22 protein-coding genes are annotated in these 21,529 nt (G+C 71.7%); 14 read left to right on the forward strand and 8 right to left on the reverse strand.

Features of this window, described 5'->3' with window-relative positions:
• Window positions 1-116: 116 nt before the first annotated feature.
• Complete coding sequence (locus AB0L00_RS17885) at window positions 117-1,265, forward strand: Ig-like domain-containing protein (RefSeq protein WP_364434937.1); 1,149 nt, start codon at window positions 117-119, stop codon at window positions 1,263-1,265.
• A 13-nt stretch (window positions 1,266-1,278) separates the two neighbouring features.
• On the opposite strand, the gene AB0L00_RS17890 is transcribed toward AB0L00_RS17885, so the two are convergent.
• Complete coding sequence (locus tag AB0L00_RS17890) at window positions 1,279-1,764, reverse strand: hypothetical protein (protein ID WP_364434940.1); 486 nt, start codon at window positions 1,762-1,764, stop codon at window positions 1,279-1,281.
• Here AB0L00_RS17890 and AB0L00_RS17895 point away from each other — a divergent pair.
• Window positions 1,657-2,436 (forward strand): zinc-binding dehydrogenase, encoded by a 780-nt coding sequence (locus AB0L00_RS17895; protein ID WP_364434942.1) that lies wholly within the window; start codon window positions 1,657-1,659, stop codon window positions 2,434-2,436. The genes AB0L00_RS17890 and AB0L00_RS17895 overlap by 108 nt on opposite strands.
• Window positions 2,437-2,455: 19 nt before the next feature.
• On the opposite strand, the gene AB0L00_RS17900 is transcribed toward AB0L00_RS17895, so the two are convergent.
• The gene (locus tag AB0L00_RS17900) at window positions 2,456-3,067 is read right to left on the reverse strand and encodes a flavodoxin family protein (RefSeq protein WP_364434945.1); all 612 of its coding nucleotides are present in this window, start codon (window positions 3,065-3,067) and stop codon (window positions 2,456-2,458) included.
• Window positions 3,068-3,121: 54 nt separating this feature from the next.
• Window positions 3,122-4,123 carry an aldo/keto reductase gene (locus AB0L00_RS17905; protein WP_364434948.1) on the reverse strand — a complete coding sequence of 334 codons (1,002 nt, stop codon included), beginning with the start codon at window positions 4,121-4,123 and terminating at the stop codon, window positions 3,122-3,124.
• A 108-nt stretch (window positions 4,124-4,231) separates the two neighbouring features.
• Here AB0L00_RS17905 and AB0L00_RS17910 point away from each other — a divergent pair, with 108 nt between their 5' ends.
• From AB0L00_RS17910 to AB0L00_RS17935, 6 genes are all read left to right on the forward strand, one after another.
• Entirely contained in the window at window positions 4,232-4,978 is a 747-nt protein-coding gene (locus tag AB0L00_RS17910) for a TetR/AcrR family transcriptional regulator (protein WP_364434951.1), read from the forward strand.
• 54 nt (window positions 4,979-5,032) lie between these two features.
• Window positions 5,033-5,497, forward strand: coding sequence for a GntR family transcriptional regulator (locus tag AB0L00_RS17915; RefSeq protein WP_364434954.1), 465 nt, complete (start codon window positions 5,033-5,035; stop codon window positions 5,495-5,497).
• A complete protein-coding gene (locus AB0L00_RS17920; protein ID WP_364434956.1) occupies window positions 5,494-6,405 on the forward strand; it encodes an ABC transporter ATP-binding protein in 912 nt (303 codons plus the stop codon). The genes AB0L00_RS17915 and AB0L00_RS17920 overlap by 4 nt, the downstream gene beginning before the upstream one ends.
• Window positions 6,402-7,415 (forward strand): hypothetical protein, encoded by a 1,014-nt coding sequence (locus tag AB0L00_RS17925; RefSeq protein WP_364434958.1) that lies wholly within the window; start codon window positions 6,402-6,404, stop codon window positions 7,413-7,415. Before AB0L00_RS17920 ends, AB0L00_RS17925 begins: the two co-directional genes overlap by 4 nt.
• A 119-nt stretch (window positions 7,416-7,534) precedes the next feature.
• Window positions 7,535-8,749 carry an alpha/beta hydrolase gene (locus tag AB0L00_RS17930; protein WP_364434961.1) on the forward strand — a complete coding sequence of 405 codons (1,215 nt, stop codon included), beginning with the start codon at window positions 7,535-7,537 and terminating at the stop codon, window positions 8,747-8,749.
• Window positions 8,750-8,798: 49 nt separating this feature from the next.
• Window positions 8,799-9,644, forward strand: a complete 846-nt coding sequence (locus tag AB0L00_RS17935) for a helix-turn-helix transcriptional regulator (RefSeq protein WP_364434964.1) — start codon at window positions 8,799-8,801, stop codon at window positions 9,642-9,644.
• 72 nt (window positions 9,645-9,716) lie between these two features.
• Here AB0L00_RS17935 and AB0L00_RS17940 read toward each other — a convergent pair whose 3' ends face one another.
• Entirely contained in the window at window positions 9,717-11,186 is a 1,470-nt protein-coding gene (locus tag AB0L00_RS17940; protein WP_364434967.1) for an MFS transporter, read from the reverse strand.
• Window positions 11,187-11,264: 78 nt separating this feature from the next.
• Window positions 11,265-12,098 carry a proteasome subunit beta gene (gene prcB / locus AB0L00_RS17945; RefSeq protein ID WP_364435427.1) on the reverse strand — a complete coding sequence of 278 codons (834 nt, stop codon included), beginning with the start codon at window positions 12,096-12,098 and terminating at the stop codon, window positions 11,265-11,267.
• A gap of 81 nt (window positions 12,099-12,179) precedes the next feature.
• Between prcB and AB0L00_RS17950 the strand changes: the two genes are divergently transcribed.
• Together AB0L00_RS17950 and AB0L00_RS17955 are read left to right on the forward strand one after the other, a co-directional pair.
• A complete protein-coding gene (locus AB0L00_RS17950; protein ID WP_345351110.1) occupies window positions 12,180-12,692 on the forward strand; it encodes a MaoC family dehydratase in 513 nt (170 codons plus the stop codon).
• A gap of 5 nt (window positions 12,693-12,697) precedes the next feature.
• Window positions 12,698-13,843, forward strand: coding sequence for a CaiB/BaiF CoA-transferase family protein (locus AB0L00_RS17955; RefSeq protein ID WP_364435430.1), 1,146 nt, complete (start codon window positions 12,698-12,700; stop codon window positions 13,841-13,843).
• Between the two features lie 31 nt (window positions 13,844-13,874).
• Here AB0L00_RS17955 and AB0L00_RS17960 read toward each other — a convergent pair whose 3' ends face one another.
• Window positions 13,875-14,519: a hypothetical protein gene (locus tag AB0L00_RS17960; protein ID WP_364434970.1), complete on the reverse strand. Its 645-nt coding sequence runs from the start codon at window positions 14,517-14,519 to the stop codon at window positions 13,875-13,877.
• Window positions 14,520-14,648: 129 nt separating this feature from the next.
• On the opposite strand from AB0L00_RS17960, the gene AB0L00_RS17965 reads away from it, so the two are divergent.
• The gene (locus AB0L00_RS17965) at window positions 14,649-16,520 is read left to right on the forward strand and encodes a cellulase family glycosylhydrolase (RefSeq protein ID WP_364434972.1); all 1,872 of its coding nucleotides are present in this window, start codon (window positions 14,649-14,651) and stop codon (window positions 16,518-16,520) included.
• Between the two features lie 103 nt (window positions 16,521-16,623).
• Here AB0L00_RS17965 and AB0L00_RS17970 read toward each other — a convergent pair whose 3' ends face one another.
• Window positions 16,624-17,196, reverse strand: coding sequence for a TetR/AcrR family transcriptional regulator (locus AB0L00_RS17970; protein WP_364434975.1), 573 nt, complete (start codon window positions 17,194-17,196; stop codon window positions 16,624-16,626).
• Window positions 17,197-17,284: 88 nt separating this feature from the next.
• On the opposite strand from AB0L00_RS17970, the gene AB0L00_RS17975 reads away from it, so the two are divergent.
• Both AB0L00_RS17975 and AB0L00_RS17980 read left to right on the forward strand, forming a co-directional pair.
• On the forward strand, window positions 17,285-17,656 hold the full coding sequence (locus tag AB0L00_RS17975; RefSeq protein WP_364434977.1) for a DUF4267 domain-containing protein: 372 nt from the start codon (window positions 17,285-17,287) through the stop codon (window positions 17,654-17,656).
• A gap of 34 nt (window positions 17,657-17,690) precedes the next feature.
• Window positions 17,691-18,185: a cupin domain-containing protein gene (locus AB0L00_RS17980; RefSeq protein WP_364434980.1), complete on the forward strand. Its 495-nt coding sequence runs from the start codon at window positions 17,691-17,693 to the stop codon at window positions 18,183-18,185.
• Window positions 18,186-18,466: 281 nt separating this feature from the next.
• Here AB0L00_RS17980 and AB0L00_RS17985 read toward each other — a convergent pair whose 3' ends face one another.
• The gene (locus tag AB0L00_RS17985) at window positions 18,467-20,509 is read right to left on the reverse strand and encodes an AfsR/SARP family transcriptional regulator (RefSeq protein WP_364434983.1); all 2,043 of its coding nucleotides are present in this window, start codon (window positions 20,507-20,509) and stop codon (window positions 18,467-18,469) included.
• 129 nt (window positions 20,510-20,638) lie between these two features.
• Between AB0L00_RS17985 and AB0L00_RS17990 the strand changes: the two genes are divergently transcribed.
• The gene (locus AB0L00_RS17990) at window positions 20,639-21,517 is read left to right on the forward strand and encodes an alpha/beta hydrolase (RefSeq protein WP_364434986.1); all 879 of its coding nucleotides are present in this window, start codon (window positions 20,639-20,641) and stop codon (window positions 21,515-21,517) included.
• Window positions 21,518-21,529 lie beyond the last annotated feature (12 nt).

Consider the following 21,529-nt stretch of genomic DNA (forward strand, 5'->3'; position numbering starts at 1 on the left):
CGAACCCGAACACCTCTCCAGGCATCTGACGGACAGCGAGGTCAGGTACCGGCGTGCCTGACGTCGACCGCCCGACCTTCCGCCGGAATCCGTAGGACATCCTGGAGTCCCCTCGAATGAAGCTCACTCATCTGGCCGCGGCGGTGGCCTTGGTCGCCGTGGCGGGTTGTTCGGTCGGCGCGGCCGACACCAACGGCCGTAATGGCACCGCCGCGCCGGACGCGACGGTGCGGATCAGTGCCGCGGGCAACGGCGTCCGCCCGGACCAGGGCGTCACGGTCACCGTGTCCGGCGGCACGCTGGAGACGGTCACCGGCGTCGCCGGCGCGTTCAACGCCGACCGCACCTCCTGGAAATCCACCTGGACTTTGAAGCCCGGCACGTCCTACAAGGTGACCGCCACGGCGAAGAACCAAAGGGGCAAGGTCACCACGGTCACCGGTGTGTTCCGTACGGCCACGGCCAAGCAGACCCTCGGGATCGCGGACGTGACGCCGATGCCGGGGGAGAAGGTCGGTGTCGGGATGCCGATCATCGTCGATTTCACCGGCCCGGTCGCCAACCGGGCGAATGTCGAGAAGGCGTTGGAGGTCAAGAGCGGCAAGGGCGACGAAGGCGCCTGGAGCTGGGTCACGGACCGGCGGGTGGTGTACCGGACCAGGAAGTACTGGCACGCCCACCAGAAGATCTCCTTCACCGCGCACCTGGCCGGTGTGCGGGCCGCCCGCGACACCTACGGAGTCCGTGACGTCTCCCGGTCCTTCAGCATCGGCGACTCCAACGTCACCGTGGCGAACGCCAAGACCCACTACATGACCGTGAACCACGACGGCACGGTCCACAAATTCCCGATCAGCACCGGGAAGGGCGACCTGCGCTCCACCATCACGACCAACGGGATCCATCTCACGAGGGAGAAGGCCCAGGTCGTGACCATGACGGCGACGTGTCACGGCCGGCCCGGCTGCGATGACTACCAGGAGAAGGTCCACCTGGCGGTGCGGATCACCGTGGGCGGGGAGTACGTGCACCAGAGCGTCGGTGAATACCAGTACCTCGGCGTGCAGAACGAAAGCCACGGCTGCGTCCGCACGACCCCCGAAGGCGCCAAATACTTCTACGACATCTCCCAGCGCGGCGACATCGTCGACGTGACCGGCACGACCCGCCCATTCGCCGACGAGCCCTACGACGGCGACTGGAAGTACTGGACGACCTCCTGGAACCGGTGGCTAGCCGGCAGCGCCCTGCACTCCGCCGGCTGACCCCACGACGGCGTCAGTGACCGCGGCGTCGGGTCGCGGTCATCGTGGTGAGCAGGGCCAGGGACTGCTCGTCCGGTGAGCCCGGCCGGGCATGGAGGACGGTGAGCACCTGGCCGTCCTCCAGCGGCATCGCGTGGAAGCGGAGGCTGATCACGCCCAGCTCCGGGTGCCGGAAGCTCTTCGCGCCCGCCGTGGTGGTGCGGACGTCGTGACGGGCCCACAGTTCCCGGAACTCCTGGCTGCGCAGCGAGAGTTCGCCGATGAGCTCCGTCAGCTCAGGGTCGTCCCGCTCGGTTCCGATCCGGGCCCGGAAGTTGGCGACCGCGTCAGACGCCGCCGCGTGGCCGTCGGCGGTGCGGTCACCGGCTTCCGGGTCGGCGATCCGGTCTGTGTGGGGAACATCGTCGATTCGTGCGGAGTGTGCGAGGCCTGCCGCAACGGTGATCAGGAGTTCTGCGCGGAGTTCCCGACCCTGACCTACGGGGGGCGCGACCGGCACGACGGGTCCCTCACCCAGGGCGGGTTCAGCGACGAGTACGTGGCCGACCAGGCGTTCGTTCACCGGCGTCCCGAGGGGCTCGACCCGGCCGGGACCGCGCCGCTGATGTGTGCGGGGATCACCACCTGGGTGCCGCTCAGGCGGTGGCAGGTCGGCCCGGGGCAGACGGTCGGCGTCATCGGCCTCGGCGGGCTCGGGCACCTGGCCGTGAAGCTGGCCAAGGCGCTCGGCGCCGAGGTCGTGGGCTTCACCACCTCCCCCGGCAAGGCGAAGGACATGCTGGACCTCGGCGCCGACGACTTGGTGGTGTCGACCGACGCCGAGGCCATGGCCAGGCAGCGCGGGAGATTCGACTTCATCCTCGACACCGTGCCCCGCGCGCACGACCTCTCGCCCAATCTGACGGCGCTCCGCTTCGATCGGACCCTGTGCACGCTCGGCATCGTGCCGGAGCTGTCCTTCACACCTCAGACCCTGCGGTTCGGGCGCAAACGGCTGGCGGGCGCGGGCAGCGGCGGCATCACCGACACCCGGGAGATGCTCGACTTCTGCGCCGCCCACGACGTGACCGCGACCGTCGAGGTACTGCCCGTCGCCGAGGTCGACGCGGCACTGGACCGGCTGGCCGCCGGCGACGTCAGGTACCGGTTCGTCCTCGACCTCACGTCCTGACGAGCGGAGGCCCGTGAGGTCAGCCGGCGGTGGCGCCGGGGATGTCGGCGAGGTCGAGGGTGTCGGCGAACCGGCCGGTGTGGGTGGCCACTCGCCGGCCGAGGTGGTGGGCGGTGGACAGGTCGGCGCCGTGGACGGCTTCGGGGCCTTGGTCGTTCCAGGTCTGGGCGCCGGCGCCGAGGTAGAACCCGAGTCGGTTGTGGTCGTGTTCGCTGGCGGTGGTGGTGTTCCAGCCGGGCAGCAGGCCGAGGCTGATCCAGTGCATGCCGTGTTGGGCGGCGAGCATCGAGAAGTACTGCAGGGTGTGCAGTTTGTCGCCGCTCATGGAGCCGGAGTTGGTGAATCCGGCGGCGATTTTGTCCTGCCAGGCGCGGGTCATCCATCGGCCGGAGGTGGCTTCGGCGAAGGCGTGGAAGGCGCCGGAGGCGCTGCCCATGTAGGTCGGGCTGCCGAAGATGATCGCGTCGCACCGGTCGAGGGTGCGCCAGTCGTCGTCGGTGATGGCGGCGACGTCGATCATTTCGACGAGTGTGCCGGGTACTGATGCGGCTCCCTGGGCGACGGCGTCCGCCAGTTCGCGGGTGTGGCCGTAGCCGGAGGTGTAGGCGATGCCGACGGTGATGCTGGACATGATCGTTGTTCCGTTTCTCGGTCTTCGTGGTGGGTGGTGGGTGTGGTTGGTCGGTCAGGTTTCGCGGGCGTTGGATGTCTCGGTCATGTCGGGGTACCGGTCGCCGGTGACCTGGGCGGCGATGGGTTCGAGCCGCGCGAGTTCGTCGGCGGTGAGGGTGAGTTCGAGTGCGGCGAGGTTCTCTTGCAGGCGGTTCGGGCGCCGGGTCCCGGGGATCGGCACGACGGTGAGGTCGTGGACGGCGCGTCGCTGGTGCAGCCAGGCCAACGCGACCTGTGCGGGGGTGGCGCCGCGGCCGGCGGCGATCGTGGTGATGGGGTGCAGGAGTGCCGTGTTGCGCTGGGCGTTCTCGCCGGTGAAGCGGGGGAATCGGGAGCGAACGTCGCCGGCGGTGAACTCGCTCGGCAGGGCGCCGGTGAGGAAGCCGCGACCGAGGGGGGAGTAGGCGACCACGCCGACGCCGAGTTCGGCGGCGGCGGGTACGAGGCCGCGTTCGATGTCGCGGGTGAACAGCGACCACTCCGATTGCACCGTGCTGATCGGGTTGTGGGCGTGGGCTTCGCGCAGCTCGTCGCCGGTGACCTCGGACAGGCCGAGGTGGCGGACCTTGCCGGCCTGGACGAGGTCGGCCATCGTTCCGATGGAGTCGGCCAGCGCGACGGCCGGGTCGCGGCGGTGCATGTAGTAGAGGTCGATGACCTCGATGCCCAGCCGCGTCAGGCTGGCGTCGACGGCACGGCGGATGTAGGCGGGGTCGTTGCTGATCGACATCGACCCGTCGGCGGCGCGGACGCTGCCGAACTTGGTGGCGATGACGATGTCGTCTCGGTGGGCGCGGACGAATGGTGCGAGGAAACGCTCGTTGTCGCCCTGGCCGTACATGTCGGCGGTGTCGAACAAGGTGACACCGGCGGACAGGGCGGCGTCGAGGGTCTGGCGGGCCGAGTCGTCGTCGGTGTCGCCGTAGAACTCGCTCATCCCCATGCAGCCCAGCCCTTGCGCGCCGACGACGGGGCCGTCGGAGCCGAGTCGGACGGTCGAGATGGATGGGGCCATGAGATCTCCTAGCGATCGATGACGAGTCACGCAGCTGGTGACGTCGTCAACGTTAAACGCGTATCGATGTCAGTGTCAATGGCAACAGAATCTTGTTACCATCGACATATGCGCAGCGACCTTGGCTCATCCGAGACGGGTGTGGAACGACGCGACCAGCAGCAGGAGGTGATCCTGGAGGCGGCGGCCAGGCTGTTGACCGAGCACGGCCCGGCCGGCATCTCGACGCGGGCGGTCGCGACCGCCGCCGGGGTGCAGACACCCGCGTTGTATCGCCTGTTCGGGGACAAGGACGGCCTGCTCGACGCCCTCGGCAGCTATGTGTTCGAGAGCTACCTGGCCGAGAAGCGGGGACTGGAACCGAGCGAGGACGCGATCGAGGACATCCGGCGCGGCTGGAACATCCACGTCGAGTTCGGGCTGCGCAATCCCGCGTTCTACGCCCTGATGTACGGCAACCTGCGCCCGGGTCGCCGCCCGGCCGCCGCCCAGGAGAACGGCGAGATTCTGCGCCGTCTACTCGAGCGGGCCCGCGAGCAGGGCCGGCTCCGCGTTCCGGTCGAGACGGCCGCCCGTGCCATTGAGGCGTCGACGACCGGCGCCGTGCTGCTGCTGCTGGCGCAGCCCGAGGACGAGCGCGACCCGACCCCGCTCACCGGGCTGCGTGACACCGTCATCGACTCGATCATCAGTACCGAACCGGCGGCCGACGTTCGAACGACGATCGCCGACCGGGCACAGGCGCTGCTGGCCGCCGTCGGTGATGGCCGCGGCGCCGACCCCGTCGTAGACGCCGGATTCAGAGCCGCCGAAGCGGCGCTGCTGCGCGATTGGCTGAGCATCCTGAGCCGATGACGACCCGGCAGGGTGGTTGACAGGGAGGGATCAAAGCCGTTTAACTCAATAACTATGGATGTAGATAAAGACTCCTCGCCGTCGCCGATCGAGTTCCGGCTCGATCCGGGCTCGGGGGTGCCGACCTATCTCCAACTGGTCCACCAGGTGGAGCAGGCGCTGCGGCTGGGATATCTCCAACAGGGCGATCAGCTGCCGAGGGTCAAGGACGTCGTCGCCGGGCTGGCCATCAACCCGAACACGGTGCTGAAGGCCTACCGGGAACTGGAGCACCGTGGTCTGGTGGCCGGACGGCGGGGACTCGGCACGTTCGTCGAGAGCACCCTGGACCGGGTGGGCCTGCGCGAACAGGCGGCCCTGCAGAAGAGCATGCTCGCGTGGATGCGCACCGCGAGCGAGGCCGGGCTCGACGAGGCCGGGATGAGCGCCCTGTTCACGGCGGCCTTGCACGAGCTGCGGCAGAGCAGTGAAGGCCGGACGGACGAGGAAGACGGCGGCCGCGCGGGAGTGGTCGCGTGAGCACCGCGATCGAGGCGTCCGGACTCGGCAAGCGCTACGGCCGTACGTGGGCGCTGCGAGACTGCTCACTGGCGATCCCGGCCGGGCACGTGGTCGGGCTGGTCGGCCCGAACGGCGCGGGGAAGACGACGCTGCTGAGCCTGGCGGTCGGGCTGGCCACGCCGACGACGGGACAGGTGCGGGTGGCGGGTGGCAGGGCCGCGGGGTCGGACGCCGCACTGGACGCCGTCGCCTTCGTGGCCCAGGAGGCGGCGCTCTACCGCAACCTGTCCGTCGCCGACATGCTGCGGGTGGGACGCAACCTGAACCGGCGCTGGGACGGCGAGCGCGCTCGTGACCGACTGGCGGAGCTGGGCATTCCGCAGGCGAAGAAGGTCGGCGCGCTGTCGGGCGGTCAGCGGTCCCAGGTGGCGCTCACCCTGGCTCTCGCCAAACGCCCGGAGCTGCTGATCCTGGACGAGCCGTTGGCCGCGCTGGACCCGGTGGCGCGGCACGACTTCACGGCGGCGCTGATGGCGGCCGTGGCGGAGGACGGCGTCTCGGTGGTGTTCTCCTCGCACGTGGTCGCGGAACTGGAGCGGGTCTGCGACTACGTGGTCGTCGTGCACGGCGGCCGCGTTCAGGTGTCCGGCGAGGCCGAGGATCTGGTCGCCGGGCATCACGTGCTGACCGGGCCGGCCGATCAGGCCGATGCCGTCGCCGAGCGCTTCCCGGTCGTCCGGGACCGGCGTGCCTTCGCGCACGCGCACCTGCTGATCCGCGGCACCGATCCGGTCGCCGCGCCGCCGGGCTGGCAGCGGCAGCCGGTGGGTCTGGAGGAACTGGTGCTGGCCTACATGCGCGAGCCTTCGGCCTCGGTGTTCGACGGCCCGAGACCCGTGCGCGGCGAACAGGTGGGCTCCCGATGACGACCGCTTCCCCGCTCCCGGCTCGCCGCAGGCCGCTGCCACGTTTCGGCCTCGTATGGGTCACCTGGCGCCAGCACCGGTTCGCCCTCTACGGTCTGCTGGGGATGCTGGCCGCCTTCGCCGTGCTGATGGTGGCCGGGGGCCTGCAGGCCCGTTCGACCTACCACCGGCTCGGGCTGGGCGGATGCGCCTCCTTCGCCGGCGGCCGCTGCGAGCAGCTCCGCATGGAGCTGTTCGACTGGTACCCGCAGCCACTGCCGTTCCTGTTCCTGCTGCTGCTCCCCGCGGCGTTCGGCGCGTTCTTCGGGGGGCCGCTGATCGCGCGGGAACTGGAGACGGGCACCTACCGGTTCGCCTGGACCCAGGGGGCCGGGCGCACCCGCTGGCTGCTGACGAAGCTGTTCCTGATCGCCGTCGCGCTGGCCGCGGTGGCGGAGGCCTACGGGGCCCTGTACACCTGGTACAACGCGCCCCTGGACCACGTCATGCGGTTCGGCTTCAACGACTACCTCGGCTTCGAGCTCGGCGGGATCGTCTTTCCGGTCCAGACGCTGCTGGCGTTCACGGCCGGGGTGTTCGTCGGCGTGCTGACCCGCCGCACCCTGGTCGCGGTCGGAGTGGTCTTCCTCGGCTCGTCCGGCCTCATCATGGCGCTCGTCTTCAAGCTTCGCCGGTACTACATGACACCACTCGTCACGGCCGGCCGAACCGGCCCGCGCGACTGGGTGATCGGCAGGGCGTACGTGGATCCGAGCGGGCACCTGCTCGACACCTCCGACAGCCACATCCTGTACACGAAGTATCTGGCGCAGCTCCCGATGTCGGGCGACCCTCAGCCTTCGTCCTCGTACCGGGACTGGCTCCTGGCCCGGCACTACACCATCGTGACCACCTACCACCCCGCCGGCCGGTTCTGGACGTTCCAGTTCATCGAGACCGGCTGGATGGGCCTGCTCATCCTCCTGCTGGGCCTGGTCACCGTCCGGCTGGTCCGCCGCCGGATCGGCTGATCCGACGCCGTTCGCCGCATCGCCCGGCGCGCTGCGGCACCCACCCTCCCGCGTACGTCCAGTGGCACCGGACTCCCCGTGCCACCGGTGACGCGCGCCCTCACCACGTAAGGAACCCGATGAAGCCACGAAACACCGATGCGTACCGGACGACGGGCCGGCGCGGCCGGACCCGCGCGCCCGGCCTGATCGCCGCCCTGCTGGGCCTCACGACGGCGACGGCGGCATGCGCCGTTTCGCCGGCCCAGCAGGTCGCGGCCGCGCGCGTCGCGCGCTCCGCCGCTCCGCGCACGTCCGAGGCGCCGGCACTGCCCCGCCCGACGGGCCCGTACGCGGTCGGCCGCGACATCCTGCACCTCGTCGATCGGCACCGCACCGATCCCTGGGTGCCGACGTCGGGACCACGACAGCTGATGGTGTTGATGTACTATCCCGCCCGGCCCGGCACCGGGGGCCCGGCCTCGTACATGACCGTCGACGAGGCCCGGCTGTTCCTTCAGGAGAAGGCTCCGGGCGTCGACGTCCCACCCGCCCTGCTCAGCGGCACCCGCACCTGGGCGCACACCGCCGCGCGCCCGGCACCCGGCAGGTTCCCCCTGGTGGTGCTCTCGCCCGGGCTCACGTTCCCGCGCGCCACCCTCACCGGTCTCGCCGAGGAGCTGGCCGGCCGCGGCTACGTCGTCGCGCTGGTCGACCACACCTACGAGAACTCCGGCACGACCTTCCCCGACGGGCGTACCCTCGCCTGCGCCATCTGCGACAAGCCCCCCGCGGGCGGCCCTCCGGCCATCGCCCGGAGCCGGGCCGCGGACATCTCCTTCGTGCTCGACCGGCTGACCGCCCGGCACTCGGCATGGCGCTACGCCCGCCTGATCGACCCCGGGCACATCGGCATGGCCGGGCACTCGATCGGTGGCGACGCCACCGCCACGACCATGGCCACCGACCACCGGGTCCACGCCGGGGTGAACATGGACGGCACGTTCTACGCGCCGGTCCCGGCCGACGGTCTGGCCCACCGGCCCTTCCTGATGTTCGGCGCCGAGCACGAGGCCCCGGGCATCGACGACACCTGGGGGCAGGCGTGGAGCAGCCTGAACGGCTGGAAACGCTGGCTGACCGTCGCCGGCTCCGACCACGGCACCTTCACCGACCTGCCCATCCTGTCCGCGTGGGTGGGAAGGCCCGGAGCCGGGATCTCCCCGCAGCGCGCGGAAGAGATCACCCGAACCTACGTCGGCGCCTTCTTCGACCTGCATCTCAAAGGAATCCGGCAACCCCTGCTCGACGGATCCTCACCGGCGAACCCGGAGGTGACCTTCCAGCACCCCTGATCCCGTCGGCGGCTTTGCGCGACCACCTCGACCTGGCAGTCTTCTGGGCATGTATCCCGGTTCTGCTCTCGGTGAGTTTCTTCGGTCCCGCCGGGCCCGGCTCCGGCCCGAGGACGTGGGGTTGAGCGCGGGGGTCAGGCATCGGCGGGTGGCCGGGTTGCGCAGGGAGGAGCTGGCGCCGCTGGCCGGGGTCAGTGTCGGCTACTACACGCGGCTGGAGCAGGGGCAGAGCCCGAACGTCTCCGACGAGGTCCTGGACGCCGTCGCCCGCGTCCTGCGGCTGGACGACGACGAGGTGGCCCACCTGCACCGGCTGGCGCGGGTCGCGCGGACCCGGGAGAAGGTACGGCCGGAGAAACTGCGCCCCGGCATCAGGCTGATGGTGGACTCGTTCACCGAGGCGCCCGCCATCGCGGTGGGCAGGCGGGGCGACATCCTGGCCTGGAACCGGTCGGCGCACGCCCTGCTGGCTCCGCACTGGGCCTTCGACGGCGCCGAGAAGCCGAACTTCGTCCGCGTCGACTTCCTCGAGCCGGCCTTCTCCCGGGGGCTGTACGTCGACTGGGAGCAGAAGGCACGCGACGACATCGCCTATCTCGAAGGGTCGCTGAGCAGGTTCCCCGGGGATGAGGGGCTGACCGCGCTGATCGAGGAACTGCTGACGCTCAGCCCGGAGTTCCGCGCCATGTGGACCGAGCACCCGGTGAGCAACTGCGCGTCCATCTCGCGTGAGTACCGGCACCCGGACGTGGGCGTCATGACCCTCACCGCCGAACTCCTGCGGACCCCCGACGACGAGGGCCAGGGGGTCACGATCTTCCAGGCCGAGGCGGGATCGCCGTCGGAGGAACGCTTGCGGCGGCTCGCCGAACTGGTCACCGCCACCGCCGGGTAGACCGCGACGCGCCCCGGCCCGGCACGGCATCGTCCGCACCGGGCCGGGGCACCGACCCGTCCAGGGGGACGGTCAGGCGGCCAGGGAACGCTCGGCCGGCCCGCCGGTGGCGCGCTCGGCCGCTCGGCCGGTGTTCGCCCGGCGGAGCAGAACTCCGCCGGCGACGGCGCCGAGCAGCGCGACCCCACCGGCCACCAGGAAGGCGGTGTGCAGTCCGCCCAGAGTGGCCAGCGCCTCGGTGGTGGTCGGGGCAAGCGCCTCCGTACGGGCGGCGACGATCGCGGTGAGCCCGGCCACGCCCACGGCGCCGATGAAGGTGGGCATCTGGGCCAGGCTGCCGGCGACGCCCTGGTCGGCCTCGTCCAGCCCGGAAGTGATCGTCGTGATGGCGGACACCACCGTCAGGACGTGCCCGAAGCCCATCGTGGCCGAGGTGGCCAGCAGGAGGACCGGGCCGCCCTGAGCGGGCAGGAACACCATCGCGGCGGTGCCCAGCGCCTGCACGGCCAGGCCGGTCACGATGGTCGTCACCGTGCCCCGTGCGCCGATCAGCCGGGCCGCGAGGGTTCCGGCGAGCAGTGCCGCGACGCCCTCGCCGAGGAAGCCGAGTCCGGTCTCCAGCGGCGAGTACCCCAGGACGTCCTGCATGTAGATGCTGAGCAGCAGGGTCGCACCCCCGCACATCCCGAAGGTGACGAGGGCGACCGTCATGCCCCACTTCACGGTCGTACGGCGCAGGAGGCGCAGGGGGATGAGCGGGGCCGCGTGCCGGGCCTCGACGACCAGGAACGCACCGAGGAGGGCCGCGGCGGCCAGCAGCGTCCCAAGGGTCGGCGCGCTGCCCCAGCCCGCCCGGCCACCGGTGGAGATGCCGTAGACCAGGGCGAACAGTCCGCCGCTCGCCAGGATCGCGCCGGGGACGTCCAGCCTGGTCCGGCCGCGGCCGGCCGGCTCACGAATCACGGTGATCGCGCCGAGCAGGACCAGCAGGCCGATGCCGAACAGCATGAGCATGGTCCAGCGCCAGTTCAGCCCGCTGGTGATCAGCCCGCCGCCGATCGTCCCGATGACGAACCCCAGCGACAGCAGGGCGCCGTTGACCCCGAGGGCCCTGGTGCGCCGCGGCCCCTCGGGGAACGCGGCGGTCATCAGCGCCAGCGCCGTCGGGCCGATCATGGCCGCCGCGACGCCCTGCCCGACGCGCGCCGCGACCAGCAGCCCCGGGCCGGGCGCCGACCCGGCCAGCAGCGAGAACACGGTGAAGGTCACCACACCGACGATGAACAGCCGGCGCCTGCCGATCATGTCGGACGCCCGCCCGAACAGCGGCATCAGCGCGGCCGTCGGCAGCAGGCACGCGGTGGCAACCCACTGCAGCGCCGACGCGCTGGAAAAGCCCAGATCCCGGCCGATCTCCGGCAGCGCCACCGTGATGATCGAATAGTCCAGCCCGGTCATGAACGTCGCGCCGCACAGCGTGATGAGGATGAGCCGGCCGCGCGGCCCCAGCCGCGCGGCGCTCCGATGAGTCTCCGTCGTCATCCCGCCAGACTGCGGCCGGCGGAAACGGGCGACCAGCGCTCCGCTGAGGGTACCTCTGCCAGGTGCAGGCTCCTGCTCTCAGCGCAGGGGCGCGATCGGGCCGCCCGGGGAGTCGTGCCGGGCGGCGACGACCGCCTCGGCGACCGAGCGGACCTCCTCCTCGGGCAGGTGGCGATACCCGTCGTCGGTGACGACCGCGACGGTCGGGAAGATGCGGCGGGTCAGGTCCGGGCCGCCGGTGGCCGAGTCGTCGTCCGCCGCGTCGTACAGCGCCTGGACCGCCGCGACGAGGGCGTCCTCCTGGGACATCCCGCGCCGGTACAGCTTCTTCAGCGCGCCCCGCGCGTACGGCGAGCCGGAGCCGTCGACGTGGAAGTCCTTCATCTCGTACGGGCCGCCGGCGACGTCGAAGGAGTAGATCCGGCCGGCTCCCCGGTCGAGGTCGTAACCCGCGAAGAGGGGCACGACCACCAGCCCCTGCATGGCCGCGCCGAGGTTGCCCTGGACGAGCGCGGCCAGCCGGCGGGCCTTGCCGTCGAGCGACAGCCGCCGGCCCTCGATCTTCTCGTAGTGCGCCAGCTCGAACTGGAAGAGACGGACCATCTCGATCGCCAGGCCGACCGTGCCGGCGAAGGCGACCACGGAGTACTCGTCGGCGTAGTTCACCTTCTCCAGGTCGCGCTGCGCGATGAGGTTGCCCATGGTGGCCCGGCGGTCACCGGCCATCAGCACGCCGCCCTCGAAGGTCAGCGCCAGCACCGTGGTCCCGTGCGGCAGGTCGAGCCCGGCGGCCGACTCCCGGACGGTGCCGGTGGGCAGCGCGTCGGGTGCGACCTCCGCCAGCAACTCCCGGAACGACGCGTTGGTGGTGCTCAGGAACGCCGGAGGGAGACCCTGCGAGAAATCGACCATCTGCTGCGCCCGCTTCCGATCAAGGACAGTGCCTCGCATATCGTACGATCTTCGCCTTCGGCCGCCACCTAGACTTGGCGTATGACGTGGCGTGGCCGCTACTACGAGGACTTCACGCTCGGCGACGTGTACTACCACCCGCTCGGCCGGACGGTGACGACGACCGACAACATGTGGTTCACCCTGCTCACGCAGAACACCGCGATGGTGCACGTCGACCACCACTACGCCGCGCGGACCGAGTTCGGGCGGCCGCTCGTCGACTCGACGTTCACCCTCGCCCTCATCACCGGCCAGTCCGTCACCGACGTCTCGCAGAACGTCATGGCGAACCTCGGCTGGGACGACGTACGGCTCCCGGCCCCCGTCTTCGAGGGCGACACGCTCTACTCGCGGTCGAAGGTCATCGCGCTCCGCGAGTCCCGCTCCCGGCCGAACGTCGGCGTCGTCACCGTGGCCACCGAGGGCTTCAACCAGAACGGCGTCGTCGTCTGCTCGTTCAAGCGCACGCTGCTGGTCTACAAGCGCGACCACGCGCCGCACCCGCCGGTTCCGCGTCCTCCCGAGGACTCCCTCCCGCCGGTGCAGGAGTGACCGAGATGGAGGCGCTGCCGTTGCGCGGGGTCACCGTGGTCGCGCTCGAGCAGGCCGTCGCCGCGCCCTTCGCCACCCGGCAGCTCGCCGACCTCGGGGCGCGCGTCATCAAGATCGAACGCCCCGGCGCCGGGGACTTCGCCCGTGGGTACGACGAGACCGTATGCGGGATGTCGAGCCACTTCGTCTGGCTGAACCGCGGCAAGGAGTCGGTGGTCCTCGACGTCAAGGACCCGGCGGGACGAGCGACCCTGCACCGGATCGTCGACCGGGCGGACGTCCTCGTCCAGAACCTCGCCCCCGGCGCCGCCGAGCGCCTCGGCCTGATCCCCGGCGAGCTGCGCAGCCGCAACCCCCGACTGATCACCTGCGGCATCTCCGGCTACGGCGACGCCGGCCCGTACCGCGCGAAGAAGGCGTACGACCTGCTCGTCCAGTGCGAGGCCGGCGTCCTGTCCGTGACGGGAACACCCGAGGAGCCGGCGAAGGTCGGCATCTCCGTCGCCGACATCGCCGCCGGGATGTACGCCTACAGCGGCATCCTCACCGCCCTGTACGAGCGGGAGCGCACCGGGCGGGGCACGGACCTGTCGGTCGCCATGCTCGAGGCGCTGGGCGAGTGGATGGGATACCCGTACTACTACGCGGCGTACGGCGGTACGCCGCCGGGCCGTACGGGCGCGGAGCACGCGACGATCGCGCCGTACGGACCGCACCGCACGGGGGACGGGCACCAGGTCTTCATCGGGCTGCAGAACGAACGCGAGTGGGCCGCGCTGTGCGAGCACGTCCTGCGCCGGCCCGAACTCGCGCGGGACGAGCGCTTCGCCCGCAACTCGCTCCGCGTCGAGCACCGCGCGGAGTTGACCGCCCTCATCGAGGACGCGTTCGCCGACGCGACCGCCGACGAGGCGATCCGCCGTCTCGACGAGGCCGGGATCGCCAACGCGCGGCTGCGGTCGATGGAGGAGTTCGCCGGGCATCCGCAGCTCGCGGCGCGGGACCGGTGGCGGCAGGTCGGGTCTCCCGTGGGACCCCTGAACGCCCTCCTCCCGCCGGTGACCGTGGCCGGGCGCGAGCCGCGCATGGGGGCGGTCCCGGCCCTCGGCGAGCACACCGCCGCCGTCCTCGACGAGTTCGGCGAGCCCTGACGAGCGCTCGCCGGGCGGCGAACGCGCTCGGTCAGAGGGCGTGAATGGTCGCGCCGATCGCGTTGAACGGCACCTTCGTCCCCCTCTTGGCGGTCATCGTGATGAAGCAGACCTTCCCGCTGTCGCCCGTGACCTGGTACTGCATGCCCACCGTCGAGGCGGCGCCCACCTTCCGGTCGTACGTCGTCCTGAGCCCGGACTGGCCGCCGACGGTGACGTTCTTGGAGACGATGTTCTGACCACCGATCTGCTGCAGCTGTGCCTTCACCTGCGCCGCGGAGGCGGCGGTCGCGGTCTGGCAGAAGCCGTTGAGGTTGGCGGCGAATCCGGCGGTCTGCGCCGACTTCGGGTCGATCACGAGGACGGCGTTGTTCGCCTTCAGGGTCTTGATCATCTGCTGGGCGGCGGCCGGGGAGGTGCCGCTCTTCTCCAGCGCCGCGCGGGCCTTCGACAGCGCGTTCAGGTTCAGCGGTTTCCAGCTCTTCGGCACACCGGCGGTGAAGCCGTTGTCCGGGCCGCCGATCTTCCGGTACCCGGCCGGTAGTTTCGGCGCCGCGGCGGCTTTGGCCGTGTGAGGCGGCGCCGACGCGGACTTCTTGTCGTCGGACCCGCCCGAGCATCCTGCCAGCGCGATGCCGGTGCACAGCATGGCGATCGCGAAGTTACGAGTCCTCATCGTTTTTATCCCATTCATGCGACTGTGGGGCTGTCTGAGCGATTCGAGCGAGAGAAGGTACCAAGAACCATTGCCGGAGCGCGACATCTGATGGACAGTGAAAGGCCCGCCTGCCAGGAAGGCCGCGCCATGCCGAGGCTGTCCTTCGCGTCCGTTCGCACCGGGAGAGCCCTGGCCGTGGCGCTCGCCGTGGCCGCCGCCGTCGCCGTTCCCGGAGCCCCGCGGGCCAGGGCGGACGGGAGCCCGGCCGTTGTGGTCTCGCCCGCAGGACAGAACCGGGTGTTCCGCGACGGCGACGGGCGCCAGGTGACACTGCGCGGCTTCAACGTCTCCGGCGGCGCCAAGCTGCAGGAGAACGGCCTGCTGCCGTTCCGCGGCACGGCCGACGCGGCCCGGTCGGCGCAGGCGATGCGGGACCTGACCGGTGCGAACGCCGTCCGCTTCCTGATCAGCTGGGAGGGCGTGCAGCCCGCCCCCGACCGGATCGACTACTCCTACCTCGACCGGGCGATCCAGCAGATCACGGCCTTCACCGACCGCGGGTTCCGCGTCCTGCTCGACTACCACCAGGACCTGTACTCCTCCCACCTGTTCAACAGCGGCAGCTGGTACACCGGCGACGGCGCGCCCGACTGGGTGATCAAGGCGGGGAACTACCCGAAGGAGTCGTGCGGGATCTGCCTGCTGTGGGGGCAGAACATGCAGACCAACGCCGCCGTACGCCAGGCCGCCCATGACTTCTGGCACGACCGGACGCTGACCACGGCGAGCGGGCAGGTCGGCGTGCAGGACGCCTTCCTCGGCCAGGCCGCCGCGACCATGACGTACCTGCGGCAGAAACTGCCGGCGCAGGCGTTCCAGAGCATCGTCGGGTTCGACCCGTTCAACGAGCCCTTCGACGGCGGTCTGGACGGACAGACCGGCCTGGACTGGGAGAAGACCTACCTGCTGCCCTTCTACCAGCGGTTCCGTACGGCCATGGACGACGCGGGATGGGCCGCCAAGACCGCCTTCGTCGAACCGCTGGTCTTCTGGAACACCGGGTTCTTCGAGGAGGGCGGCCTGTCGTCGGCCGGCCCGCTCGGCACCCGGCTGGCGTTCAACACCCACTATTACGACGGGGCCCGGATCACCGTGGACCCGACCCCGGCCGGCGACGGGACGTACGACGCCGCGATGAACGAGATCCGGCAGCGGGCGACGGACCTGCGGACCGCGCCAATGGTGTCGGAGTTCGGCAACAAGCTGTCCGGGACGGGCAGCGACCGCACGCCGTGGATGGTCCGCGCGATGTACCAGGCCATGGACTACGGCGTGGCCGGCAAGAACTGGTGGGACTCCGCCGCGAGCGCTGGCCCCGTCCTGTCGGGGACCCAGTGGCACTGGGACGTCTACAGCGGGAACCACCACGAGCTCATGAACGGCAACCCCGACAAGGTACAGACCGCCGGGGACGGGTGGAACGGCGAGGACTTCTCCGTCGTCACCACCGACACGGCCGGGAACGTCGGTCTCCGGCTCGACGCACGTCTCCTGGACCGGCTGTACCCCTCCGCCGTGGCCGGTGACGCGCTCGCCTTCGCGTACGAGGACCTGGCCCCGGACGGCACCGGGCGACAGCAGGCCTGGCTGACCGTTCCCTCATCGCTGCCGAACGTCGCCGCCCTGGTGAAGGACCGCCAGTACGGCGTGCTGGTCTGGCGCGGTACGGCCGGTGGCACCACCACCGAGCTGCACCTGCCCCGGTCGTTCGCCCCGGCGAGCACCACCGTCGTGAGCGACCTCGGCACCCTCACCGGTGTCCCCTCCTCCGGAGCGGTCAAGGCGGGCGACGAGACCGGCTCGACCACCGCCCACCGGCTGGTCCTCACCGCGCCTGCCGGGGTGCACTTCGCCCTGGTCGTGAACACGGCGAGCGGTACGGCGGTGACGGCGGCCCAGCGCGCCGCCGCCGCCACCGAACTGGCGTCCTGGCGCACCCGCCTGTTCCCCGCCGGCTGACGACGGCAGGGGATGTCAGGCTGACGGCCGCAACGGACCGGCCGGCTCCGCCGCCGAGATCTGGGCGCGCCGGCAGTCGGCGTGTCGGCGGGGTCCGCCCGGATCAGCGGGCGAAGCGGTCGATGAGGAGGGCCATGCGCTTCTCGTGGTCCTCGCGGCGCATGCGGCCGCTGTGCATGAGGGTCATGAGGCCGTGCAGGCCGCTCCAGAAGGTCTCGGTGAGCGTTCCGAGGTTGTCGTCGTGGGCGAAGGGCCGGACGGCCTCGCGCAGCTCGCCGAACGCCTCTTGGAGGGCGGGCGGCGCCTCGGGGGTGGCGAACGGCAGGTCGACGGCGTGCACGAACATGGCGTCGAACAGCGCGGGGTGTCGGTCGGCGAAGGCGGCGAAGGCCGCTCCGACCGCGGCGAGTGCCTGTCGCGGGTCGGCGGCCGACGTACGGGCCGCTCGGAGTTCGGCGGCCATGTCGGCGCAGCCTTCGATGGCGACGGCGGCCATGATGGCGTCCTTGCCCTTGAAGTGGCTGTAGAGGACCGGCTGGCTGTACTCGATCTCGGCGGCCAGCCGGCGCGTGGTCACCGCGTCCCAGCCTTCGGACTCGGCCAGTTCCCGAGCCGCCGTGACGATCAACCGTTCCCGCTCTGCCCGCTCGCGCTCTCGGCGCGCCTGGATCGACATGACACTGATTCTAGCAGTGCTAGCCAAGGTGTCGCTGATCTGCTAGTGTCGATCTCGTTCCTAGCGCTGCTAGCAATCGGAGAGTGTCATGCTCACGCCCATCGCCTACGGGCTCGCCATCGCCCTCGTCGTCCTCGTGCTCATCATCGGGCTGCGATTCCTGCTGGCGCCCCAGGCCGCCGCCACCGGGTACGGCGTGCCGGCCAGGGAGAACGGTGACCCGGCGTACCTGACCATCAAGGGACTGCGCGACTTCACCTACGGCATCCTCGGCGCGGCCCTGCTCGCGTTCTCCAGCGCGCACGCCGTCGGCTGGTACATGCTGATCGCCGCGATCCTCCCGCTCGGCGACACCCTCATCGTCCTGCGCCACGGCGGCACCAAGGCGGTCGCGTTCGGGATCCACTTCGCCACCGCCATGGGGTGTCTCATCAGCGCCGCCCTCATGTTCGCCGTCTGAGATCCCCGAACTCACAACGCACAGGAGTCGATCCATGTCTATGATCACGCCGGACTTCAACGACGCCGTCATCGTCCGTTCCGCCGAGGCCGAGGTGATCGGCCGCGCCCCCACCACCATTCGGCTGCTGGCCGACAGCAGCTCGACCGGTGGCGCGCTGTCCACCCAACGGGTCACCCTGAACGACGGCGCGGACGGCGCCAAACCGCACCGCCACGACCAGTCCGCCGAGCTGTTCTACATGCTGGACGGCACCGCGCAACTGCTGTCCGGGGAGCAGGTCGTGACCGCCGAACGCGGCGACCTGGTGGTCGTGCCGCCCGGTGCGCCGCACGCCTTCGCCGCCGCCCCCGGCGAGAACGCCGACATCCTCATCGTCATCACGCCCGGCGTCGAACGGTTCGAGTACTTCCGTCACCTGGAGCGCATCGCCTACGGGAAGGTGCCGCCCGAGAGCCTCCTGGACGTGCAGGAGCTCTACGACACCTACTTCATGTCCAGCCCGGCCTGGGAATCCGTCAGGCCCTGAGCGCGCGCGAATCGATCACTTCAGCCCCACCTGTACATGATCGTCGGCTTGGGTTGGGGCACATCCTGCTGACCGTGGGGCCTGATCCTGTTCTTCATCACGCTCGGCAAGCGCATCCCCGCCCGGCGCCGGATCGCCGACCAGAGCGCGGTGACCGGCGCATCGTCGGCCGACGCCTGAGCCCTGGCTCCCGAGTGCGTCGATCCCAGATCGGCCCTGCGATCCTCGACCTTACGGCGGGTGAACCTGGGATTCCCGGCACTTCCAGCGAAGTCCGAGTTTCAAGAACAGCGCCGGCGCAGCGCGTCGGCGAGGTCGGCCAGGTGGCGGGCGACCGGGCCGACCGTGAGCAGGCCGCTGCCCGCCCCGGCCAGTTCCGCCGCCGCCGGAGACAGCGCGGCGTACGCCCGCTCCATCGCCGGCCGGTCGTCCAGGGCGACGGCCGCCCGGGCGGTCAGGCACCACAGGGCCTCCAGCAGCAGGTCGCGCGGCGGGTCCGGGACCTCGCGCAGCGCGGCGGCGGCCGCCTCGCGACGGTCCTCGGCCAGGAGCAGCAAGGGCCGGGCCCAGGGCTCGTACGGCCCCCAGTCGGCCGGCTCGTCAGGCCGGGCGGGCAGGCCGTGCCGTACGCGCAGGCACAGCAGCGCGAGCGGCAGCAGGCCCCGCTCCAGCCCCGGCATGCCCGAGTCGGGCAGGCAGGTCGCGGCGTCCCGGTACGCCGCCTCGGCCTCGGCCGCCGCCCCGGTCTCGACGGCAGAACGGGTCTCGGCCGCCGTCTCGGTCTCGACGGCAGCCTCGGTCTCGGCTGCCGAACCGGTCTCGGCCAGCCGCAGCGCGGCGTACCACCGGGTGAAGACGTCCACGAGCGGCCGCTCGTGGCGTTCGGCCAGGCGGCCGGCCGCCGCCGCGTGCTCGTCCGCGCCGGCGAAGTCCGCGAGGGTGCTCCGGGCCTGGACGCGGATGAGATGACCGAGGATCCCGAACGTCGGCAGGCCGTGCCGGGCGGACAACGCCACCAGTTCGGCGCCGATCGCGTCGCGGCGCGGCGCCAGACCGGCCCGCTCGAAGCTCTGCATGAACACGGCGTTCAGGGCGAACGCCAGCAGCGTCGGGTCGTCCAGGCCCCGGGCCAGCTGCTCCGCCTGCCGGGCGGCCTCGGGACCGCGCTCCGCGCGGGTGCCGCGCGACTCGAGGGCGACGGTGGCCAGCAGCCGGGCGCGTGCCGCGTCCTGCCCGCTGCGCGGCAGGGCGGCCAGGGTCCGCTCGGCCGCCGCGACCACCCGGGCGGCCTGCCCGGGGTCGTCGACCCGCGTCCAGATCGCGGGGACGTCGTACGCGCCGATCACCCGCGCGGTCAGCTCCGCGTCGCCCAGTTCCTCGGCCGCCTCGATCGCCGCCACGCGATGCCGGCGGGCCTCCGCCAGCCCGCTTCCCCCGGTCATCGCCAGGTCGCGCAGCAGGCCGACCGTCGACTCCAGCCGGGCCCGTGCCCCGGACGGCACGGCGCGGTCGTACGCGGCGGCCGTCTCCGCCCAGACCCGCCCCGCCGTACCGCCCGGCGCCGGATCGAGGCGGGCGGCGTGGGCGAGGATGTCCGCCTCCAGGTCGCGCAGGGCCGGACCGGGGTCCAGCCCCAGGTCCTCGACGAGCAGCGTGCGCGCCCGGCGCAGCACCGCGAGCGCGTCACCCTGCCGACCGGTGCGGTACAGCGCCAGGGCCAGCAGCCGCCAGGCGTGCTCCCGCCAGGGGTGCTCGGCCACGTGTGCGTCCAGATCCGGTACCGCCTCGGCGGCCCGCCCCAGGTCCAGCCGCGCCTCCGCCCGGCGCTCCAGCGCGTGCAGTCGCAGCTCCGCGAGGCGGGAACGCTCCGCATGGGCCCACGGCTCGTCGGCGAACTCCGCGTAGGCGGGGCCGCGCCACCACCCCAGCGCCTCGTCCAGCCGGGGGAGCGCGTCCCCGGGCGGCAGCGTCGCGGCGGCGGCGACCGCCCGCTCGAACCGCCAGGCGTCCACCGCGTCCGGGTCGGCGCGCAGCGCGTAGCCCGGGCCCTCGGTGACGAGTAGCCGGGCCGGGGCGCGCGGCGGCCGGTCCGGCTCCACCGCACGGCGCAGGGCGGCCACGAACGTACGGACCGCGCCGACGGCGTCGGCGGGCGGGTCATCCGCCCACAGGTCGTCGGCCAGCCGGGTGACGGGGACGACGCGGCCGCGGGCCGTGATCAGCCGGGCCAGCACCGCCCGGTGCCGTGGCCCCTTCAGGTCGATCGCGTCCCCGGCGGAACCCCAGGCCGTGACCGGCCCCAGCACCCCGAACACGACGCGCAACCCCCGGCCTCCTTCCTCCTCGCCACGTTAGCGCGCTCATCGGATGCTCATCCGTGCCCGGCAGGCTGGAGGCATCCGAGCCTGAGACGCATCCGACTCTGAGCCGCATCCGACCCTGAGGAGAAGACCATGGCGCCTGCCATTCCCGGATTCGAGTACGCGCGCGTGCCCGTCGCCGACGGCGTGTCCCTGAACACGGCCGTCGGCGGGTCGGGACCCGCGATCGTGCTGCTGCACGGTTTCCCGCAGACCCACCTGATGTGGCGGCACGTCGCCGCCGACCTCGCCGCCGACCACACGGTCATCTGCCCCGACCTGCGCGGCTACGGCGCCAGCGACAAGCCCGCCGAGACCGACGGCGACACGTACTCCAAGCGGACGATGGCCGCCGACACCATCGCCCTGGCCCGCGCGCTGGGGCACGAGCGGTTCGCGCTGGCCGGGCACGACCGCGGCGCGCTGGTCGCCTTCCGCGCCGGCCTGGACCACCCCGAGACGATCACCCACCTGGCGTGCCTGGACGTGCTGCCGACCCTGGACATGTGGGACGTGATGCACGGCGTCACCGCCGCCGTCGGCTTCCACCTGTACCTGATGGCCCAGCCGCCCGGCCTGCCCGAGCAACTGATCGCCGGGAGCCCGGACGCGTTCTTCGGTCACTTCCTCGACCTCTGGGCCAATGACCCGGAGGCGATCCCCGCCGAGGTCCGCGCCGCGTACCTGGCGGCCTGCCGGGACGCGGTGCCCTCCATCGTGGCCGACTACCGCGCCTCCGCCGGCATCGACGTCGAACACGACCAGGCCGACCGCGCCGCCGGCCGCCGCCTGACGATGCCGGTGGCCGTGCTGCAGCAGGACTGGGGCGCCGCCCTCGGCTACGACGCCGCCGCGGTCTGGGGCGCCTGGGCGTCCGACCTGCACCACGCGACGGTGACCTGCGGCCACTTCATGGCCGAGGAGGCCCCGGAGGACATCGCCAAGGCCCTCCGCGACCTCCTCACCCGATGACCGGGGAGTCGT

The organism is Actinoallomurus sp. NPDC052308, from assembly GCF_040679195.1.
In the GTDB taxonomy this organism is placed as follows: Bacteria; Actinomycetota; Actinomycetes; order Streptosporangiales; family Streptosporangiaceae; genus Actinoallomurus; species Actinoallomurus liliacearum.

What these genes read in the sequence shown, in the direction of transcription:
- AB0L00_RS17885 (WP_364434937.1), top strand. Translation starts at nt 117, where the DNA reads ATGAAGCTCACTCATCTGGCCGCGGCGGTGGCCTTGGTCGCCGTGGCG.
- AB0L00_RS17900 (WP_364434945.1), bottom strand. Translation starts at nt 3,067, where the DNA reads ATGTCCAGCATCACCGTCGGCATCGCCTACACCTCCGGCTACGGCCAC.
- AB0L00_RS17905 (WP_364434948.1), bottom strand. Translation starts at nt 4,123, where the DNA reads ATGGCCCCATCCATCTCGACCGTCCGACTCGGCTCCGACGGCCCCGTC.
- AB0L00_RS17910 (WP_364434951.1), top strand. Translation starts at nt 4,232, where the DNA reads ATGCGCAGCGACCTTGGCTCATCCGAGACGGGTGTGGAACGACGCGAC.
- AB0L00_RS17915 (WP_364434954.1), top strand. Translation starts at nt 5,033, where the DNA reads ATGGATGTAGATAAAGACTCCTCGCCGTCGCCGATCGAGTTCCGGCTC.
- AB0L00_RS17925 (WP_364434958.1), top strand. Translation starts at nt 6,402, where the DNA reads ATGACGACCGCTTCCCCGCTCCCGGCTCGCCGCAGGCCGCTGCCACGT.
- AB0L00_RS17930 (WP_364434961.1), top strand. Translation starts at nt 7,535, where the DNA reads ATGAAGCCACGAAACACCGATGCGTACCGGACGACGGGCCGGCGCGGC.
- AB0L00_RS17935 (WP_364434964.1), top strand. Translation starts at nt 8,799, where the DNA reads ATGTATCCCGGTTCTGCTCTCGGTGAGTTTCTTCGGTCCCGCCGGGCC.
- AB0L00_RS17940 (WP_364434967.1), bottom strand. Translation starts at nt 11,186, where the DNA reads ATGACGACGGAGACTCATCGGAGCGCCGCGCGGCTGGGGCCGCGCGGC.
- prcB (WP_364435427.1), bottom strand. Translation starts at nt 12,098, where the DNA reads ATGGTCGATTTCTCGCAGGGTCTCCCTCCGGCGTTCCTGAGCACCACC.
- AB0L00_RS17950 (WP_345351110.1), top strand. Translation starts at nt 12,180, where the DNA reads ATGACGTGGCGTGGCCGCTACTACGAGGACTTCACGCTCGGCGACGTG.
- AB0L00_RS17955 (WP_364435430.1), top strand. Translation starts at nt 12,698, where the DNA reads ATGGAGGCGCTGCCGTTGCGCGGGGTCACCGTGGTCGCGCTCGAGCAG.
- AB0L00_RS17960 (WP_364434970.1), bottom strand. Translation starts at nt 14,519, where the DNA reads ATGAGGACTCGTAACTTCGCGATCGCCATGCTGTGCACCGGCATCGCG.
- AB0L00_RS17965 (WP_364434972.1), top strand. Translation starts at nt 14,649, where the DNA reads ATGCCGAGGCTGTCCTTCGCGTCCGTTCGCACCGGGAGAGCCCTGGCC.
- AB0L00_RS17970 (WP_364434975.1), bottom strand. Translation starts at nt 17,196, where the DNA reads ATGTCGATCCAGGCGCGCCGAGAGCGCGAGCGGGCAGAGCGGGAACGG.
- AB0L00_RS17975 (WP_364434977.1), top strand. Translation starts at nt 17,285, where the DNA reads ATGCTCACGCCCATCGCCTACGGGCTCGCCATCGCCCTCGTCGTCCTC.
- AB0L00_RS17980 (WP_364434980.1), top strand. Translation starts at nt 17,691, where the DNA reads ATGTCTATGATCACGCCGGACTTCAACGACGCCGTCATCGTCCGTTCC.
- AB0L00_RS17990 (WP_364434986.1), top strand. Translation starts at nt 20,639, where the DNA reads ATGGCGCCTGCCATTCCCGGATTCGAGTACGCGCGCGTGCCCGTCGCC.